The sequence below is a fragment of the Streptococcus sp. HMSC065C01 genome (assembly GCF_001813525.1).
GTDB lineage: Bacteria > Bacillota > Bacilli > Lactobacillales > Streptococcaceae > Streptococcus > Streptococcus parasanguinis_V.
The window spans coordinates 72,710-90,624 of the sequence record NZ_KV812837.1 but is presented as its reverse complement, the minus strand read 5'-3'; the positions used below and the strand labels follow the sequence as shown (position 1 = coordinate 90,624).

Genomic DNA, 17,915 nt, shown 5'->3' with positions numbered 1-17,915 from the left:
AGACGTATGAGAATCTATCTCAAAAAAAAATGAAGGAGACGTTTAGACTCATGACTTTGACTAAACAACACAAAAAAGTTATCCTTGTCGGTGACGGTGCTGTAGGTTCATCTTACGCTTTTGCACTTGTTAACCAAGGAATTGCACAAGAGCTTGGAATTATCGAAATTCCTCAATTGCACGAAAAAGCTGTCGGAGATGCGCTTGACCTTAGCCACGCCCTTGCCTTCACTTCACCTAAGAAGATCTATGCGGCTGAGTACGCTGACTGTGCAGACGCTGATCTTGTTGTAATTACTGCAGGTGCTCCTCAAAAACCAGGTGAAACTCGTCTTGATCTTGTTGGTAAAAACCTTGCGATCAACAAATCAATCGTAACACAAGTTGTTGAATCAGGATTTAACGGAATCTTCCTCGTAGCTGCTAACCCAGTTGACGTATTGACATACTCTACATGGAAATTCTCTGGATTCCCTAAAGAACGCGTTATCGGTTCAGGTACTTCACTTGACTCTGCTCGTTTCCGTCAAGCTTTGGCTGAAAAATTGGATGTGGATGCTCGTTCAGTACACGCCTACATCATGGGTGAACACGGTGACTCAGAATTCGCTGTATGGTCACACGCTAACATCGCTGGTGTAAACCTTGAAGAATTCCTTAAAGACACTCAAAACGTTCAAGAATCTGAATTGATTGAATTGTTCGAAGGTGTTCGTGACGCGGCTTACACCATCATCAACAAAAAAGGTGCTACATACTACGGTATCGCTGTTGCCCTTGCTCGTATCACTAAGGCTATTCTTGATGATGAAAATGCGGTTCTTCCACTTTCAGTATTCCAAGAAGGTCAATATGGAATCAATGATGTCTTTATCGGTCAACCAGCTGTTGTTGGAGCACACGGTATTGTACGTCCAGTAAACATTCCATTGAATGATGCAGAACTTCAAAAAATGCACGCTTCTGCTAAAGAATTGAAAGCAATTATTGATGAAGCATGGAAAAACCCTGAATTCCAAGAAGCATCAAAAAACTAATCTGATTGGAAAAGACTCTCAAATTTCGAGAGTCTTTTTTAATTGAATAAAAAAATAAAAGGCTGAGAACACTCAACCTTTTCTTCTTTCCACCCTGAGGGAATCGAACCCCCATCTCAAGAACCGGAATCTTACGTGATATCCATTACACTAAGGGTGGCAACTGTTATAGTATATCAAATTTTCAAAAATTTTACAAGTAAAATAGAGAGTGGGACAGAAATTGGTCATTCGTTAGAATTCGATTTCGTCGTCACACCTCCGCACAGTTGAGTAGGGCTGTAAAAGCTGATGAAACCAGTGTAGTAGAGCTCGCTCAACCACTGCGTCTTGCTCGACAAACCAAAAATAATTGAGAGGCTAGGACTTTTGTCCCAGCCTCTTTTGAATATTACAATTCGATATCGCCAAACAAGTCAGCCATTGAGAATCCAGTTTGAGTTTCTGGAAGATCAAAGTCGCGTTTTTCTTGTTTTGGACGACGTGGACGAGATTGACGTTTTTCTTGTTTTTCGCCTTCTTCTTGAGCTGGACGTTCTTCAAGAGCTTTGATAGAAAGTGATACACGTTCATCTGCAGCATTTACTTCAAGAACTTTAACAGTTACTTCTTGTCCAACTTTAAGAACATCTTTTGGATTTTCAACACGTTTGTGTGAAATTTGTGAGATGTGTACAAGTCCGTCGATACCTGGCAATACTTCAACGAATGCACCGAAGTCAGTCAAACGTTTAACAGTTCCTTCGATAACATCACCAGCAGCCAATTTTTGTTCAACGCCATCCCAAGGTCCAGGTGTTGTAGCTTTCAATGAAAGTGATACACGACCTTCTTCTTCGTTCAAGTCAAGAACTTTCACTTGGATTTCTTCACCAACAGTTACTACTGATTTAGGTGATACGTTGCGTTCGTGTGACAATTCTGTCAAGTGAACCAATCCATCAACACCACCAAGGTCGATGAAAGCACCGAAGCTTGTGATACGTGCAACTTTACCAGTTACAACATCACCAACGTTCAATTTACCAAATACTTCTGCGCGTGCTGCAGCTGATTCAGCTTCAACAACTTCACGACGTGAAAGGATAAAGCGGTTTTCTTTTGGATCTACTTCTTTGATTTTAGCATCAAATTCTTGACCTACGAAACGTTCAGTGTTACGTACAAAACGAGTATCAAGCATTGAAGCTGGAATAAATCCACGAAGTCCTTCAAATTCTACTGAAAGTCCGCCCTTAACAGCGCGAGTTCCTTTAACAGTAACAACTTCTTCTTCACGTCCAACCAATTTGTCCCATGCTTTGCGAGCTTCCAAACGTTTTTTAGATACAAGGTAAGTTACTGTATCAGTATCTTTACCAACTACTTGACGAAGAACAAGCAATTCAAGTGTTTCACCTGGTTTTACCAAGTCGTTGATGTCAGCATCACGATCGTTTGTCAATTCGCGAAGAGTCAAGACACCTTCGACACCAGTTCCAGAGATTGCAACGTTAGCTTGGTTCGCGTCAACTGTCAATACTTCAGCAGTAACAACGTCACCTGGTTCAACTTGGCTAACACTGTTTAGCAAATCTTCAAATTCATTCATCTAAAAAATCCTCCAACAATCAAGTTTTCTAAAACTTGACATACTTATAATTATTTTTCCTAAGCAAGCACTCGCAATGAGATCAACTACAATCTTTAACGACTCATCCTATAAAGAAATAAAATACCTGGATAGATATTTTATCACTTATCTGATATTACCTAAGAACTGGGGTAGCTGGATTCGAACCAACGCATGAGGGAGTCAAAGTCCCTTGCCTTACCGCTTGGCTATACCCCATGGATGAAATGGAGAGAGAGGGATTCGAACCCCCGAACCCGAAGGAGCGGATTTACAGTCCGCCGCGTTTAGCCTCTTCGCTATCTCTCCATATAAATCAACAGGATCTATTATACCATTGATTTACTATGATTGCAAGCCCTTATTTATTCAAATTATAATTTTCTATTAAAATTTCAACGGCTTTTTCAAGTTTTTTGTAAATAGAATCCACATTTCCATTTTTGATAATGGCAAATTGACCAGACATGTCTGCAATTTCACCAATCGTTTTCTTTCCAATGGACAAAGTGAATCCATCAAAAGTGTCTTTCCCGACGGTTACTTTACTATCAACGATTTGAATCTCAATTTTCTTATCTTTTTTACTCATTTCAACCCTCTTTTCACTTTTTCTATTTTACAAAAATTCTCTTGATGACGCAAGAGAAAAGGGAGTGGGTCAGAAAGAATTTAGTTAGAAATTCCTTCTTTATCCCACCCCCGCAAGAGTCATTCGTCACCCTTCTATTCCTAAAAGCGAATGAAGAGAAACATTAGCTACTGCGTCTTTTCGTTAAGACTTGTTCTCATTGAAGCCTGGACACTTTGATCTCAGATGCTTTCGGTTTAATCGACTTTGACAATCCATCCTTCTGGTGCTTCGACATCGCCAAATTGGATACCGGTCAACTCGTCATAGAGTTTCCGTGTGACAGGTCCTACTTCTGTTTCAGAATAGAAAACATGGAAGTCATCCCCGTGTTGAACACCTCCGATTGGAGAGATGACAGCTGCGGTACCACAAGCTCCTGCTTCTACAAAGCGATCCAAGTCATTGATAAAGACATCCCCTTCAATTGGTGTCATACCAAGACGGTGTTCTGCCAAGTAAAGCAAAGAATACTTGGTAATCGATGGCAAGATAGAAGGACTCAATGGCGTCACAAATTCGTTATTAGCAGTGATTCCAAAGAAGTTTGCAGAACCAACTTCTTCAATCTTGGTGTGCGTCGCTGGATCGAGATAAATCACGTCAGAGAAGTTACGATCATGCGCAATCTTACCTGGCAACATACTAGCTGCGTAGTTCCCACCAACTTTTGCAGCCCCAGTACCATGTGGTGCAGCACGGTCATACTCATCTTGAATCAAGAAGTTCGTTGGAACCAAACCACCTTTAAAGTAGTTACCGACAGGCATGGCAAAGATAGTAAAGATATACTCATCTGCTGGTTTTACGCCAATAATATCTCCAATACCGATCAAAAGAGGACGAAGGTAAAGGGTAGCTCCTGTACCATACGGTGGAACATACTCTTCATTTGCTTTTACAACTGCCTTACAAGCATCCACAAACATATCCGTTGGAACTTGAGGCATCAACAAACGATCTGCTGTACGTTGCAAACGTTTAGCATTTTGATCTGGACGGAACAATTGGACGCTTCCATCTTTTGTACGGTAGGCTTTCAACCCTTCAAAGGCTTGCTGACCGTAATGCAAACTTGGAGAAGATTCGGACAAATGCAAAGTCGCATCTTCTGTCAATTCCCCTTTTTCCCAAGCTCCATTGCGATAATGTGCCAAATAGCGATAAGGTAATTTCATATATGAAAAGCCAAGGTTTTCCCAATCAAGTGATACTGTCATGATAGTGCTCCTTTTAATTTTTTCTATTCCTTGTCGATCTGATGCAGGTCGATTCAGTTTCTCAATCTATGTACACTATTGTACACCATTTCATGAGAATTTCAAGCGAAATTTTCAATTTTCAGAAAATTTATTTTCAAAGAAAGTCAGTCCTAGAATGGACCGACGCTTTCTCTTATTTGATAGTAGCTGAAAAAACTTCTTGATCCGAAATGGTATCGTTGACAAAGGATCCATTGCTTGTTCTTTCAGAAATGCTTAATTGTGTCAAATCAACTTCTGTCACCTGTCCAGTGGTAGAGGTAATAGCAAGAATTTGATCTTGCTCTCCTACTTCTTCCTGGCTCGTAAAGAGATCAAAATCTCCTTGGTCCGTGAAAACTGGACCTGCCTTGAAGACTCGGTGTGGTTTAGACTTCAGTTCACGTAAGACTTGAAGTCCGCGTTTAGCTCGGCTGGTAACAGGAATATCGTCCTGGGACATCCGTTTCAGACTGCCTCGCTGGGTCAGAATGTACATGCTTGGAGTCGTTGACTTAAAGACGGCTACCACTTGATCTCCATCTTTCAGGTTAATAGCTTTGACCCCTGCTGCTTTAGCACCAACTACCGGCACCTCTTCAATATTGAAGCGCAGACCATAGCCATTTTGGGTAATGATCATGATGTCCTCGAGGACAACTGGTGCAACCGCTACGATACGGTCCTCTTGGTCTTTCAGCTTAGCGTACTTCGTTGATTTGGAGCGGTAGGTCCGCCATGGGCTCAATTCCTTGCGTTCAAAGCGCTTGATTTGTCCTTGTTGGGTAGCTGCAAAGTAGGTCACACCTTCAAACTGATCCACAATCTCCGCAAAGAGAATTTCTTCTTCCTGCTCGAAATTGGTCAAAGTTTGACTCAAGTGCTCCCCAATATCCTTCCACTTGGTATCTGTCAATTCATGAATTGGTCGATAAATGGCATTTCCCAAGTTGGTAAAGAGTAAAAGATGCTGGGTAGTCTTAGCAGGCTCTACGAAAATCAACTCGTCATCATCTCGTTTTCCAACTTCTTCCAGTGTTGAGGCATTGAACGAACGAGGAGAGGTCCGTTTGATATAGCCAGCACGGGTCACGCTAACGAAGGTTTCTTCTTCGACAATGAGACTGGCTGTATCAATCTCAATCGTTTTAGCAGTATCTTGTAGCTCACTGCGTCGCGGATTGCCAAAGAGCTTCTTAACTTCACGCAATTCCTTCTTCATGAGATTGAACATGGTCCGTTCATCCCCTATAATAGCAGCCAAGGTAGCGATTTGCTCCTTGAGGTTAGCATGCTCTTCTTCCAAGGTGACGATATCTGTATTGGTCAAACGGTACAATTGCAAGGTGACAATGGCTTCTGCTTGTTCTTCCGTGAAATCGTAGCTGACCTTGAGGTTTTCCTTGGCATCTGCCTTGTTATCAGAAGCGCGGATCAAGGCAATGACTTCATCGAGGATAGAAATCACGCGGATTAAGCCCTCTACGATGTGGAGCCGTCGTTCTGCCTTTTCCTTATCAAAGCGCGAGCGAGCGACAATGATATCCCGACGGTGAGCAATGTAGCTAGAGAGAATCGGTACAATCCCCACTTGACGTGGTGTGTAGTTATCAATTGCCACCATATTGAAGTTATAGTTGACCTGCAAGTCTGTATACTTGAACAAGTAGTTCAAGATCAAATCTGCATTGGCATCTTTTTTGAGCTCAATGGCAATACGAAGACCATCTCGGTCAGACTCATCCCGGACTTCTGCGATACCGGCAACCTTGTTGCTAACACGAACATCGTCGATCTTCTTGACCAAGACTGCCTTGTTGATCTCATAAGGAATCTCGGTGACAACGATTTGTTGCTTACCGCCTTTGAGTTGCTCGATCTCTGTTTTAGAGCGGACAACCACCCTGCCCTTACCAGTTTCATAGGCTTTCTTGATCTCATCGCGTCCCTGGATAATGGCACCAGTTGGGAAATCAGGTCCAGGTAAAAACTCCATGAGTTTGTCTACTTTGGCAGATGGATGGTCGATCATGTAGACCACAGCATCGATGACTTCTGCAAGGTTGTGTGGCGGAATATCAGTCGCGTAACCAGCTGAAATCCCTGTAGCTCCATTGACCAAGAGGTTTGGAAAGGCTGCCGGCAAAACAGTTGGCTCTTTTTCTGTATCGTCAAAGTTCCAGGCAAATGGTACTGTGTTCTTTTCGATATCTTGCAGGAGATATCCTGCAATTTCAGATAAACGCGCCTCGGTATAACGCATGGCTGCTGGTGGATCACCGTCCATGGAACCATTGTTTCCGTGCATTTCAACTAAAATCTCACGGTTCTTCCAGTCCTGAGACATGCGGACCATGGCATCGTAGATGGAACTGTCCCCGTGAGGGTGGAAATTCCCCATGATATTTCCGACAGACTTGGCAGACTTGCGGTAGCCCTTGTCATGGGTATTGCCATCCTTATTCATAGAATAAAGAATCCGCCGTTGAACAGGTTTCAAGCCATCCCGAATATCAGGAAGAGCCCGTTCTTGAATAATGTATTTGGAGTAGCGACCAAAGCGCTCCCCCATGATGTCCTCCAAGGACATATTTTGAATATTAGACATAAGATACAAAGCCCGTAAAATACAAAGTGAAAATAAGAAATTTATCTTTTTCACACAGCACTCAGGGCGTGTTCAACTCCTTTCAAAGAATGTTGAGTAGTCTTTTATATATAGAGGAATTCAGTTACACCAAGTAACCAAAGGATCCTTTTTTTAGTTTAAAATAGATTCATTAATGATTTGAAAGTTTCTCTTTAGCATAAGCTATCATCTTCTCAGCCACTTCCTTATCGTAAGTAAATCCCATCTTTTGGGCCAGAATTTGAGCTTCTCGATCGAATAGCCCCATGGTAGCAAATAAAGACTGAATGATTTTATCGAAACTGGATAAATCAAGCAAAGCTGAGAACTCCTTCTCTTGCTCAGCTGGTAGATACTGGAAGAGGTACTTGTAGTTCTTTCCGATATCAACTACTCCCCTATCGCTTGTCACCTGCAAAGCTAAGACCTTGAGCAGTTCTTGCTGGCAAATGCCATAGAGGTGATCGGTCGCATAGATAAGCTGATTTCTTCGAATGGCCTTGACGACATATGCCGATACCCACCAAAATTCATTGCAGGCAGCTACAAATTCCTCTTCGGTAGGCGGACAGGTCCAATAGCGCTTGGAATTAGGCTGATAGGCTTCAAACAAGCCTTTGTCGTCTTTTATAACTTCAAAATTTGCTTCGCTGTCCACCCACTCTTGGATAGACTCCTTGGGACAGAGGGTCAAATCGATACGGTTGCCATCTTCAAAGAGCATGAGATACAGACGACGGTGTCCCAGTCGGTTGTGCTGTTCGATGAGTCGGTTTCCGTACTGATCCAACCAGGATAAATCTGAAATCAGGTCTTCTAGATCATCAACGATATAGACCACATCATAATCTTGAAACTCGTCTTTGGGTGCCCGAGGATTGGCTCGCGAACCGGATAAGGCCACTGCTTCCACTTGCAAGGACTCAGCTATCTGCAAAATCAGATTCATCATTTCTGTATCAGTTCTCATGTCGATTCCTTACCATTTCTACATCCCAGCTTATTTAATTTATAAGTAGAAAGTGATTAAAAAACTGTATTTTCTTCTAAGGTAAACTTAACATTGTCTTCAATCCATTGACGACGTGGTGCAGCCTTATCTCCCATAAGGACAGAGACACGGCGTTCTGCACGCGCTAAATCATCAATGGTGACACGTATCAGGGTACGAGTTTCTGGATTCATGGTGGTTTCCCAAAGCTGATCCGCATTCATTTCCCCCAACCCTTTGTAACGTTGAAGGGTTGCTCCACGGCCAAAGGTCCGACGCAACTCTTCTAATTCGCTATCTGTCCAAGCATAGGCTACTTCTTCTTTCTTGCCTTTTCCTTTCGACATCTTATAAAGAGGAGGAAGTGCAATGTAGACATGCCCTGCTTCGACCAAGGGTCGCATATAGCGGTAGAAGAAAGTTAGGAGCAGAGTCTGAATGTGGGCCCCATCCGTATCCGCATCGGTCATGATGATAATCTTGTCATAGTTGGCGTCTTCGATCGTAAAGTCAGCACCAACTCCAGCACCGATGGTGTAGATCATGGTGTTGATTTCCTCGTTTTTGAGGATATCACTCATATTGGCCTTCTCAGTATTAAGAACCTTCCCACGAAGGGGAAGAATCGCTTGGAATTTCCGGTCTCGACCTTGCTTAGCCGAACCACCGGCTGAATCTCCTTCGACTAGATAGAGTTCGTTTTTCTTAGGATTTTTAGACTGGGCTGGTGTCAATTTACCAGATAAAAGTCCTTTGTCTTTTTTGCTCTTCTTGCCATTTCGGCTTTCATCCCGGGCTTTACGAGCGGCTTCACGCGCATCCCGGGCTTTAATAGCCTTACGAATGAGATTAGAAGCCAACTCCCCATTTTCCATAAGGAAGAAGGTCAATTTATCAGAAACAATGCTATCGACGACTGGACGAGCCAAGGGGCTTCCTAATTTGTCTTTGGTTTGTCCTTCAAACTGCAAATGGGCCTCTGGAACCAGGATCGAGAGAACAGCAGACAAACCTTCACGGTAGTCTGATCCTTCCAGATTCTTGTCTTTTTCTTTGAGGAGTCCTGTCTTTCTTGCATAGTCGTTCATAGCCTTAGTGATGGCTGTCTTCAGACCCGTCTCGTGGGTTCCCCCATCTTTGGTGCGGACATTATTAACGAAGGACAAGATATTATCTGAGTAGCCATCATTGTATTGCATGGCCACCTCTACCTGAAATCCATCTGATTCGCCACTAAAGTAGAGAACCGGTGTCAAAGTTTCCTTGTCCTCGTTCAAGTACTCTACGAAATCTTGGACACCATTTTCATAGTGAAAGGCCACATGGTTATCTTCTTCCTTGCGGAGATCGGTCAGCGTCAACGTCACGTCCTTCAGCAAGAAGGCTGATTCTTTGATTCGCTCAGCAATGGTATTGAATTTGAAATCCGTCGTTGAAAAGATGGTTGGATCTGGCATGAAGGTGACCTTGGTCCCTGTCTTAGACTTGGGAGCAGAGCCAATCTTCTCGAGTGTTGTAACTGGTTTTCCCCCATCTTCAAAACGTTGCTTGTAGACAGCTTCATCACGGGTAATTTCTACCTCTAGCCAGCTAGAAAGGGCATTGACGACAGAAGATCCCACTCCGTGAAGACCTCCAGATGTCTTATAGCCTCCTTGGCCAAACTTCCCTCCGGCGTGGAGGACCGTAAAGATCACCTCAACGGTTGGTTTACCCATAGCATGCATCCCGGTCGGCATTCCACGTCCCTGGTCTTCTACTGATAGCGAACCATCTTTATTAATCGTTACATCGATTTGTGATCCAAAGCCAGACAAGGCTTCATCGACCGCATTATCCACGATCTCCCAGACCATGTGATGCAAGCCATTTCCATCGGTCGATCCGATATACATCCCTGGACGTTTTCGGACCGCATCCAACCCTTCTAGTACCTGAATGGCATCGTCATTATAATTATTAATATTGATTTCCTTTTTTGCCACAAGGAACCTCCTGTTTGTTCATCTTTTCTATATTACAGTTTTTTAGGAAATTTTGCAAAATTTTTTCTCTTTATATGGAGATTTCTACATCTTAGTAAAAAAAGCTGGCTGGACACTTTCTTCAGATGTCACACTTGAACTCCAGAAATTGCTTTTTCTATCGATGGCTTTTTGATATAATGAGAGTATGATAAAAGAAATAAGTGTTTTAATTTTAGCCTATCTGTTAGGCTCCATTCCTTCGGGATTATGGATTGGGAAAATCTTTTTCCATATTAATTTACGGGAACATGGCTCGGGCAATACTGGAACGACCAATACCTTTCGAATTTTAGGGAAGAAAGCTGGGATCATCGTCTTTGTGATTGATTTCTTGAAAGGAACTTTGGCAGTTCTCCTTCCGACTTTCTTTGGAATTCAGGGGATCTCGCCGATGGTCTTTGGTCTCTTAGCTGTTTTGGGGCACACTTTCCCAATTTTTGCTGGATTTAAGGGTGGAAAAGCGGTGGCGACGAGTGCTGGTGTCTTACTTGGTTTCTCGCCTATCCTGCTGCTCATTTTAGCTGTTTATTTTGTAGCCAGCCTGTATTTAACCAGCATGATTTCGTTTTCGAGTGTTACTGTTGCGCTACTCGCCATTCTATCGGTCCTCCTTCTCCCTTTGACTGGATGGATCTTGCACAAATATGATCCACTTTTTACAATCATTGTCTTGGCCTTAGCGACCTTGATTATTCTTCGTCACAAGGACAATATCCAACGGATCAAAGAGAAAAAAGAAAATCTCATCCCTTGGGGAAAGAACATCACCCATCAACAACCAAAAAACTAGAGCGCATACTCTAGTTTTTTTGATTGGATCCCCCTTATACTTTTGAACAGATCTTCATTATAAGGCATCGACTAAGTCCGTCAGTATTTCCATAGGTGTTTTTTTCCTACGACCATTAACCGTTTCAATAAGATGATAAACTTTTAAACGATTGTCATTGCTAAATACAAACTCAAAGCGGAATTCGCGTCCGTTGGGTGCCACTGTATCATATTTCGTTTTATATTTATCATGAACGGGGCTAACTGGAAACTTATTGAAGAGCAAGCGTCGTTTCTCCCCTGCTTCTTTCAAACAGTTTTCTAGTTCTTGACAATAGTTATAAAACAGCTGGTAGAGGTCTTCTTCTGAAATTCTTCTTCTCCGAACTAATGATGTAAAATCCGAAAAATTTCTGCGCGGGATGTCAATACTAAATGAAAATCCCTCTTGGCTGATTCTTTCTAAAAATGCATCTCTTGAAATCATAGAACCACTCTTTCTTTTATCAATCTGTAGTGAATCTTTATTGTTTCTATACATAGTCAATCCATTATGTAATCAAGCAGATCCATCAAGGTGAGTTTCTTACGACCATTGATGGTCTCAAATAAATTATAAACTCTTAGTTCTTGGTTCTTTTTAAAAGCAAACTCAAAGCGAAACTCGTGGCCATTACATGCCACTACATAAAATCCGGTCTGATACTTCCTCTTATCCTCTACTACCTGCATTTGCCGGTCTTCTACCTCTCTACAAAGTAAAAGAAAGATCTGATAGAGTTGTTCCTCAGAGAGCCTTCTTTTCCAAACCAATGACTTGAAGTTATTGTACCTCCACCATGGGATTTGGATGTTGAAGGAAAAACCTTCCTGATTGGATTTATCGATAAACGCTTTTCTGGAGATCATACCACTTCCCCTTCTATTAGAACATCGTTTGCCTCTATTATACCATCTTTTATCCTTTCACAAAAAAAGCATCCCAAATGGAATGCTTTTTTCTGTTTCTTAATAGTATTCCCCTTGACGGTAGTTCCAAGAGTTGAAATGATCAGATAAGTGCATCATAATCTTATCGATATCCAATCCTTTACGGATCACAACTGGACACGTATTGACAGAACGGCTACCTGCTCCTTGTTCTGGAATCAATTTTCCTTCCGCATCAACCATAGAAACCATCACACCTTGTTCATAACGAGTTTCAATGGTCTTGTCTGGTTGGATAGAAGCTACATAATCATCGGCTTCAATGACCAAGTCAACGGCACCTTCGATGCGCTCACCGATTCCTTCGACCTTCCCGCGGTTTCCTTTACCGGAAGGGTTGGCTGAAGAAGCGTAAACCATCTTGCCTTCTTTTTCCCACATTTCTTTGGCGATTTGCTCACCAGCTTTACCAAATTTGATGACAAAGCATGAAGTTCCACGAACGTCTGTCATGAGTTCTTCACGTCCATCTCCGAAAGCCTGCAATTTTGCATAAGCATCTTCACGCCAAGGAAGGATACAACCAAGCAAGATATCTTCATCCCAATGTTTTTGGTAGAAGCCTTCGATTTCAGGATTCAATTGTGCAAGGGCACGAAGTTCATCCATGCTTCCGCAAAGAACCACACCTGGTTTGTTGCGGTTGCGTTCTTTGGCTTCGAACTTCCGTTCCAAGCCAGCCTTGTCACTGGTCATGATGATGTAGCCAACTTTAGTAGGGCAGACGATACAGCCCCCTTCTCCTTTAAGAATATCAAATCCTTCTTGTGAAAGTTGTCCGTCCCATTGAATGTGTCTTGTCATAAGTCTCTTTCCTTTTCTATTCTTTTTAGTATTGTATCAAAAAATAATCTCAAATTCAATATATTTTCAGAAAATTCGTAATTAAGTATACAATTTTATCATTGCCAGTAAGCTGGCCGATTCTTCTCATAAGCTGCGATCAAGTCTTCGTACTGAAGCGTAATCCCGATATCATCCAAGCCGTTGAGCAATTTGTGCTTCCAATCTTGATCGATCTCAAAGCGAAATTCTCCAACAGGCGAGATGATCTTCTGCTCTTCCAAATCCACTGTTACCTCATCTGTTGGCTTCAAACTTGCCAATTGTTGACGAACCTCTAGCGGTTGAACAATCGGCAGCATGCCATTATTAAGCTCATTATTGTAATGGATATCTCCGAAAGATCCGGCGATAACGACTTTAAAGCCATAATCAGCTAAAGCCCAGGCTGCGTGCTCCCGAGAGGAACCAGCCCCAAAATTGTCACCAGTGATCAAAATGGTTGCCTTGCGGTATTCTGGCTTGTTAAAGATAAAATCTGGATCCTCGGTATACTGGTCATCCAAATAGCGCCAAGCATACATGAGGTATTTCCCAAAACCTTTTTTATCAATCAGCTTTAAGAATTGCTTGGGGAGGATCTGGTCAGTATCGATATTATCGTTCATCAAGGGAACTGTGGTCCCCGTATAAATGGTAAATTTCTCCATGCTTCCTCCTATTACTCGACTTCTGGCATTTGGCGCACGTCGACAAAGCGACCAGCGATTGCTGCTGCAGCGGCCATTGCTGGGCTACAGAGATGGGTTTTAGCCCCAAATCCTTGGCGGTCTTCAAAGTTCCGGTTGCTAGTAGAGGCACAGTGGACTCCATCCGGCACCTTGTCCGGATTCATTCCTAGACACATGGAGCATCCTGGATCACGCCATTCAAAGCCCGCATCCATGAAGATCTTGTCTAAGCCTAATTTTTCGGCGGCTTGCTTTACCGGACGAGATCCAGGTACCACAATAGCAGTTAAGTTTGGCGCAATTTTTTTGCCTTTCACAAACTTGGCTGCCAACTCCAAATCGCTGAGACGCGCATTGGTACAAGAACCGATAAAGATATAGCCTAGTTCAATGTCTGCTGGTTTTTGGCCAGGTTCTAGATCCATATAATGATAAGCCCGTTCATCATTCATGTCGCGAATCTCTGGAAAAGGAGTCTCGAAGTCCACTCCCATAGAAGGATTGGTCCCCCAAGTCACCATCGGAGCAAGATCAGATACATCCATACGGATGACCTTATCATAAACGGCGTCGTCATCACTAACCAGAGTCTTCCAATCAGCTTCTGCGGCCTCAAAATCATCTGGCACACATTCACGTCCTCGGAGGTAGTCAAAGGTCGTCTCATCTGGATTCATGATCCCCATTTTGGACCCGAACTCGATCGACATGTTACAGATGGTCATGCGTTCTTCCATGGTCAAGCGATCAATTGCTTCTCCCCGATACTCTACAACGTAGCCAACTCCACAAGCAACACCGTAGCGCGCGATCAAAGCTAGGATGTAATCCTTTGAATAGATCCCTTTTTGTGGGGTTCCGGTGAATTCAACCAACATTTTCTTTGGTTTGACTTGCCAAATGGTTTGGGTAGCAAAGACATGCTCCACTTCACTGGTTCCAATCCCAAAGGCGATGGCACCGAAGGCTCCGTGGGTGGCGGTATGGCTGTCTCCACAGACAATAAATTTCCCAGGCTGGGTCCGACCGGTTTCAGGGCCCACCATATGAACGATTCCTTGCTTAGCAGAACCATGGGCAGCATGATCAATCCCAAAATCCACCACATTCTCAGCTAATTTATCAATCTGGGCTTTTGAAATCACATCTCGAATATCAAAAATATTGACCGTTGGAACATTGTGATCAAAGGTTCCAAAGGTTAAATCGGGTCGTCGAACCTTGCGTCCTGCATCCCGTAATCCTTGAAAGGCTTGCGGACTCGTCACTTCGTGGATGTAGTGTTGGTCCACATACATGAGTTGGGGTTGCCCTTCCACTCCTGTAATCACGTGGCGGTCCCAAAGTTTATCAAAGATAGATTTTCCACTCATCGTCTTTCTCCATTTATCTTCTTGTTAGGAAATCCATTGAAGGATTAGAAAGAGGACACCTGCTAAAAGAAGGCTACTGCCCCACCAGGTGGCTTGAAAATACCATTTCCGCACCTTGTGGTGAAAAAGATATCCACCTAGTAGAGCTCCAAATCCACCAAGCAGCCAGCTCTCAAGTAACAGGACCTTTTCAGGAATCCGCCACCTGTTTTGGATAGCTTTTCGTTTATCTAAACCATAGGTCAGAAATACGATACTATTCCAAATAGCAATAACAACTAAACAGCGATCTCTCCAAGTCATCTTAGAGATTCCCAATAATGGCTGCAGTCATCTCAGCAGTAGAAGCCTGACCACCTAGATCTCGCGTCAAGATTCCTTGATTCAAGGTTTGATTGACAGCTTCTTCGATCATTTCTGCACCTGCTGTTTCTCCAAAACTGTCTCGGAGCATCATGGCAACGGACAGAATCATGGAAATCGGATTGGCAATGCCTTGACCTGCAATATCAGGTGCTGAACCATGAATCGGTTCGTACATACTTGGTCCTTGGTCAGAATGACTAGCAGATGGCATCACGCCTAGTGTTCCTGGAAGGACGCTGGATTCATCAGATAAGATATCTCCGAATAGATTCTCTGTCACTACAACATCAAAGCGGGCTGGATTGGTAATCATGATCATGGCCGCACTATCGACAAGCTGGTGCTCTAAGGTCACATCTGGAAATTCTTTAGCCACTTCTTCTGCCACTTGGCGCCACAATTTAGAAGTTGCAAGGACATTTTGCTTATCGATACTGGTCACTTTCTTACCACGTCCTTGCGCGATCTTGAAGGCTTGGCGCATAATCCGACGGATTTCTTCTGCACTGTAATCATTGATATCGCGCGCTGTATCTTCTTTCAAGATATGCTCTCCAAAGTAAATCCCACCTGTCAATTCACGCACGACCACAAAGTCAACACCCTCGATACGCTCTGGCTTCAAAGGAGACAAGTGTTTCAAGGCGTCAAAAATCCGTACAGGACGAATATTGGCAAAGAGATTTAATTCCTTACGAATAGCAAGCAAGCCTTGTTCTGGACGAACAGGAGCATTGTCATATTCCGGACTCCCGATGGCTGCGAGAAGAATAGCATCCGCTCCTTTAGCTACTTTGAGAGTATCTTGGGGAAGTGGGTGGCCAGCGGCATCAATCCCAGCACCCCCAAAAGGTTTGTCTTCTAGACTATAATCAAAGCCAATTTTGGGAGCAACGGCTGCGAGGACCTCTAGTCCAGCTGCCATGATCTCAGGGCCAATCCCATCTCCTGCAAGTGTTACAATTTTCTTTGTCATGTTCAGTTCCTCTTAGGCTTGTGGAAGATCACGGTAGGAGACAGCTCGTCCCATCTCACCCGCATTCTCTTTTTGAACCAGCGTGTTGGCATTGATATAAGCGATGGCAGAAGCTTTCAATACGTCGAAGTCCAAACCAGAGGCATTGAAAATCGTATCGGTATCGACATTTTCCACGGATACCAAGACACGGGCTTGAGCATCGATCCCATCTGTCACTGCATCGATATTGTATGAGGTCAAGCGAACAGTTTGGTTGAAGAATTTATCAATCGCATTAAAGATCGCTTCAACCGACCCTTGACCATTGGCAAGGAATTCAAGTACTTCCCCTTCTTCATTGCGGAGGCTAACCGCTGCTGTAATCGTTTCGTCTGCATTGGTGGTTAAGCGAAGATCATTAAATTGGAATCCTTCTGGATTTTCCACTGCTGTACCGGCAACAAGGGCGCGGATATCGGCATCTGTGATCTCGTGTTTCTTGTCTGCCAGAGATTTGAACTTAGCAAACAACGGCTTGATGTCCTCTTCTGTAAATTCCAGTCCCAACTCATGCAGTTTTTCGACAAAGGCATGGCGACCAGACAATTTTCCAAGAGGGAGGCTATTGCTCTTGACACCCACCAGCTCAGGGGTGATGATTTCATAAGTAAGAGGATTTTTAAGAACCCCGTCTTGGTGAATACCAGACTCGTGTGAGAAGGCATTGCCACCAACAACCGCCTTGTTTTTAGGAATTGGAATCCCAGAGTAACGAGAGACCAACTCAGAAGTGTTGATGGTTTCATTAAGGACGATCGGACTTTCAACTTGGAAATAGTCTTCGCGAATATTAAGGGCGACCGCTACTTCTTCAAGCGCCGCATTGCCGGCCCGCTCCCCGATGCCATTGATGGTTCCTTCAACACGACGGGCACCATTTTTAACAGCAGCGAGGCTATTTGCCACAGCCATACCTAGGTCATCATGGCAATGAGGTGAATAGATAATCTCGCGATCTGTCTTGACATGGTCAATCAGGTATTTGAAAATGGCACCGTACTCCGCTGGTGTCGTGAAACCGACTGTATCAGGAATGTTGATATAGCTGGCCCCTGCATCGACTGCAGTCTGAACGACTTGCAAGAGGAAATCCAATTCGGTCCGTGTCGCATCTTCTGGCGAGAATTCAACAATTTCAAATTTTGAGCGAGCGTAAGAAACGTGCTCTTTGATCGCTTCAAGAATTTCTTCCTTGGTCTTGTTGAGTTTAAACTCCCGGTGAATCGGACTGGTTGCGATAAAGACGTGAATTTGTGGATACTTAGCATCCTTCAAGGCTTCATAACAAGCATCAATATCTGATTTGACAGAACGAGCCAAACCTGTCACGGCTGTCTTGGTCAAGACCTTGGCAATCTCCTGCACAGCTGTGAAGGAATCAGGACTAGCTGCAGGAAAACCTGCTTCAATAGCAGAAATGCCCCATTTTTCCAATTGTTTAGCAATGGCAATCTTTTCTTTGATAGAGAAATTAACTCCTGGAGTCTGTTCGCCATCCCGAAGGCTGGTATCTAAAAATTCAACTTTACGCATAGGGTCTCCTCATTTCTATGTAGTGGATATAAAGAAAAACATCTCACTCGGTTAACCAAGCGAGATGTTTTTGCCCGCTTGGTAAGCCAAACAGGACTAATGCTTCTGCACTAGCCCTTATACCTCAACAACAAAGCAAATTGAATAAACTTAGCTGTTTTCATGTTTGACTTTCTCCTTTG

At 43.4% G+C, this 17,915-nt stretch carries 16 protein-coding genes and 3 tRNA genes; 2 read left to right on the top strand and 17 right to left on the bottom strand.

The window, feature by feature from the left end; translation table 11 throughout:
- Positions 1 to 50: 50 nt before the first annotated feature.
- On the top strand, positions 51 to 1,037 hold the full coding sequence (locus HMPREF2918_RS03035) for an L-lactate dehydrogenase (protein ID WP_037607876.1): 987 nt from the start codon (positions 51 to 53) through the stop codon (positions 1,035 to 1,037).
- An 88-nt stretch (positions 1,038 to 1,125) separates the two neighbouring features.
- Here HMPREF2918_RS03035 and HMPREF2918_RS03030 read toward each other — a convergent pair.
- From HMPREF2918_RS03030 to parE, 9 genes are all read right to left on the bottom strand, one after another.
- Positions 1,126 to 1,197 (bottom strand) — tRNA-Arg (locus tag HMPREF2918_RS03030).
- 231 nt (positions 1,198 to 1,428) lie between these two features.
- On the bottom strand, positions 1,429 to 2,628 hold the full coding sequence (rpsA, locus tag HMPREF2918_RS03025; protein WP_003011990.1) for a 30S ribosomal protein S1: 1,200 nt from the start codon (positions 2,626 to 2,628) through the stop codon (positions 1,429 to 1,431).
- 168 nt (positions 2,629 to 2,796) lie between these two features.
- Positions 2,797 to 2,868: transfer RNA gene (locus HMPREF2918_RS03020), tRNA-Gln, on the bottom strand.
- A 9-nt stretch (positions 2,869 to 2,877) separates the two neighbouring features.
- Positions 2,878 to 2,958 (bottom strand) — tRNA-Tyr (locus tag HMPREF2918_RS03015).
- A gap of 52 nt (positions 2,959 to 3,010) precedes the next feature.
- Positions 3,011 to 3,241: a DUF2969 domain-containing protein gene (locus HMPREF2918_RS03010; RefSeq protein ID WP_070594551.1), complete on the bottom strand. Its 231-nt coding sequence runs from the start codon at positions 3,239 to 3,241 to the stop codon at positions 3,011 to 3,013.
- Between the two features lie 236 nt (positions 3,242 to 3,477).
- A complete protein-coding gene (locus tag HMPREF2918_RS03005) occupies positions 3,478 to 4,500 on the bottom strand; it encodes a branched-chain amino acid aminotransferase (RefSeq protein ID WP_070594550.1) in 1,023 nt (340 codons plus the stop codon).
- Between the two features lie 175 nt (positions 4,501 to 4,675).
- On the bottom strand, positions 4,676 to 7,129 hold the full coding sequence (gene parC / locus HMPREF2918_RS03000; protein WP_070594549.1) for a DNA topoisomerase IV subunit A: 2,454 nt from the start codon (positions 7,127 to 7,129) through the stop codon (positions 4,676 to 4,678).
- Positions 7,130 to 7,301: 172 nt separating this feature from the next.
- Complete coding sequence (locus tag HMPREF2918_RS02995; RefSeq protein WP_070594548.1) at positions 7,302 to 8,120, bottom strand: aminoglycoside 6-adenylyltransferase; 819 nt, start codon at positions 8,118 to 8,120, stop codon at positions 7,302 to 7,304.
- Between the two features lie 56 nt (positions 8,121 to 8,176).
- Positions 8,177 to 10,126: a DNA topoisomerase IV subunit B gene (gene parE / locus HMPREF2918_RS02990; protein ID WP_070594547.1), complete on the bottom strand. Its 1,950-nt coding sequence runs from the start codon at positions 10,124 to 10,126 to the stop codon at positions 8,177 to 8,179.
- Positions 10,127 to 10,313: 187 nt separating this feature from the next.
- Here parE and plsY point away from each other — a divergent pair, with 187 nt between their 5' ends.
- Positions 10,314 to 10,958 (top strand): glycerol-3-phosphate 1-O-acyltransferase PlsY, encoded by a 645-nt coding sequence (plsY, locus tag HMPREF2918_RS02985; RefSeq protein ID WP_070594546.1) that lies wholly within the window; start codon positions 10,314 to 10,316, stop codon positions 10,956 to 10,958.
- Positions 10,959 to 11,015: 57 nt separating this feature from the next.
- Here the strand turns inward: plsY and HMPREF2918_RS02980 are convergent, their stop codons facing one another.
- The 8 genes from HMPREF2918_RS02980 to HMPREF2918_RS02945 form a co-directional block, all read right to left on the bottom strand.
- Entirely contained in the window at positions 11,016 to 11,426 is a 411-nt protein-coding gene (locus tag HMPREF2918_RS02980) for a hypothetical protein (RefSeq protein ID WP_070594545.1), read from the bottom strand.
- Between the two features lie 56 nt (positions 11,427 to 11,482).
- Entirely contained in the window at positions 11,483 to 11,848 is a 366-nt protein-coding gene (locus HMPREF2918_RS02975) for a hypothetical protein (protein WP_070594544.1), read from the bottom strand.
- Positions 11,849 to 11,947: 99 nt separating this feature from the next.
- The gene (locus HMPREF2918_RS02970; protein ID WP_031576983.1) at positions 11,948 to 12,733 is read right to left on the bottom strand and encodes an L-threonylcarbamoyladenylate synthase; all 786 of its coding nucleotides are present in this window, start codon (positions 12,731 to 12,733) and stop codon (positions 11,948 to 11,950) included.
- A 98-nt stretch (positions 12,734 to 12,831) separates the two neighbouring features.
- Entirely contained in the window at positions 12,832 to 13,422 is a 591-nt protein-coding gene (gene leuD, locus HMPREF2918_RS02965; RefSeq protein ID WP_031576981.1) for a 3-isopropylmalate dehydratase small subunit, read from the bottom strand.
- An 11-nt stretch (positions 13,423 to 13,433) separates the two neighbouring features.
- Entirely contained in the window at positions 13,434 to 14,816 is a 1,383-nt protein-coding gene (leuC, locus tag HMPREF2918_RS02960) for a 3-isopropylmalate dehydratase large subunit (RefSeq protein WP_031576978.1), read from the bottom strand.
- Between the two features lie 24 nt (positions 14,817 to 14,840).
- Positions 14,841 to 15,119 (bottom strand): DUF1294 domain-containing protein, encoded by a 279-nt coding sequence (locus tag HMPREF2918_RS02955; protein WP_031576975.1) that lies wholly within the window; start codon positions 15,117 to 15,119, stop codon positions 14,841 to 14,843.
- Position 15,120: 1 nt separating this feature from the next.
- Positions 15,121 to 16,158 carry a 3-isopropylmalate dehydrogenase gene (gene leuB / locus HMPREF2918_RS02950; RefSeq protein WP_031576974.1) on the bottom strand — a complete coding sequence of 346 codons (1,038 nt, stop codon included), beginning with the start codon at positions 16,156 to 16,158 and terminating at the stop codon, positions 15,121 to 15,123.
- Between the two features lie 12 nt (positions 16,159 to 16,170).
- Positions 16,171 to 17,733: a 2-isopropylmalate synthase gene (locus HMPREF2918_RS02945; RefSeq protein WP_049488631.1), complete on the bottom strand. Its 1,563-nt coding sequence runs from the start codon at positions 17,731 to 17,733 to the stop codon at positions 16,171 to 16,173.
- Positions 17,734 to 17,915 lie beyond the last annotated feature (182 nt).

What these genes read in the sequence shown, in the direction of transcription:
- rpsA (WP_003011990.1), bottom strand. Translation starts at nt 2,628, where the DNA reads ATGAATGAATTTGAAGATTTGCTAAACAGTGTTAGCCAAGTTGAACCA.
- leuB (WP_031576974.1), bottom strand. Translation starts at nt 16,158, where the DNA reads ATGACAAAGAAAATTGTAACACTTGCAGGAGATGGGATTGGCCCTGAG.
- HMPREF2918_RS03035 (WP_037607876.1), top strand. Translation starts at nt 51, where the DNA reads ATGACTTTGACTAAACAACACAAAAAAGTTATCCTTGTCGGTGACGGT.
- HMPREF2918_RS02970 (WP_031576983.1), bottom strand. Translation starts at nt 12,733, where the DNA reads ATGACAAGACACATTCAATGGGACGGACAACTTTCACAAGAAGGATTT.
- HMPREF2918_RS02975 (WP_070594544.1), bottom strand. Translation starts at nt 11,848, where the DNA reads ATGATCTCCAGAAAAGCGTTTATCGATAAATCCAATCAGGAAGGTTTT.
- HMPREF2918_RS03005 (WP_070594550.1), bottom strand. Translation starts at nt 4,500, where the DNA reads ATGACAGTATCACTTGATTGGGAAAACCTTGGCTTTTCATATATGAAA.
- plsY (WP_070594546.1), top strand. Translation starts at nt 10,314, where the DNA reads ATGATAAAAGAAATAAGTGTTTTAATTTTAGCCTATCTGTTAGGCTCC.
- HMPREF2918_RS02945 (WP_049488631.1), bottom strand. Translation starts at nt 17,733, where the DNA reads ATGCGTAAAGTTGAATTTTTAGATACCAGCCTTCGGGATGGCGAACAG.
- HMPREF2918_RS02995 (WP_070594548.1), bottom strand. Translation starts at nt 8,120, where the DNA reads ATGAGAACTGATACAGAAATGATGAATCTGATTTTGCAGATAGCTGAG.
- leuC (WP_031576978.1), bottom strand. Translation starts at nt 14,816, where the DNA reads ATGAGTGGAAAATCTATCTTTGATAAACTTTGGGACCGCCACGTGATT.
- leuD (WP_031576981.1), bottom strand. Translation starts at nt 13,422, where the DNA reads ATGGAGAAATTTACCATTTATACGGGGACCACAGTTCCCTTGATGAAC.
- HMPREF2918_RS03010 (WP_070594551.1), bottom strand. Translation starts at nt 3,241, where the DNA reads ATGAGTAAAAAAGATAAGAAAATTGAGATTCAAATCGTTGATAGTAAA.
- parC (WP_070594549.1), bottom strand. Translation starts at nt 7,129, where the DNA reads ATGTCTAATATTCAAAATATGTCCTTGGAGGACATCATGGGGGAGCGC.
- HMPREF2918_RS02980 (WP_070594545.1), bottom strand. Translation starts at nt 11,426, where the DNA reads ATGATTTCAAGAGATGCATTTTTAGAAAGAATCAGCCAAGAGGGATTT.
- HMPREF2918_RS02955 (WP_031576975.1), bottom strand. Translation starts at nt 15,119, where the DNA reads ATGACTTGGAGAGATCGCTGTTTAGTTGTTATTGCTATTTGGAATAGT.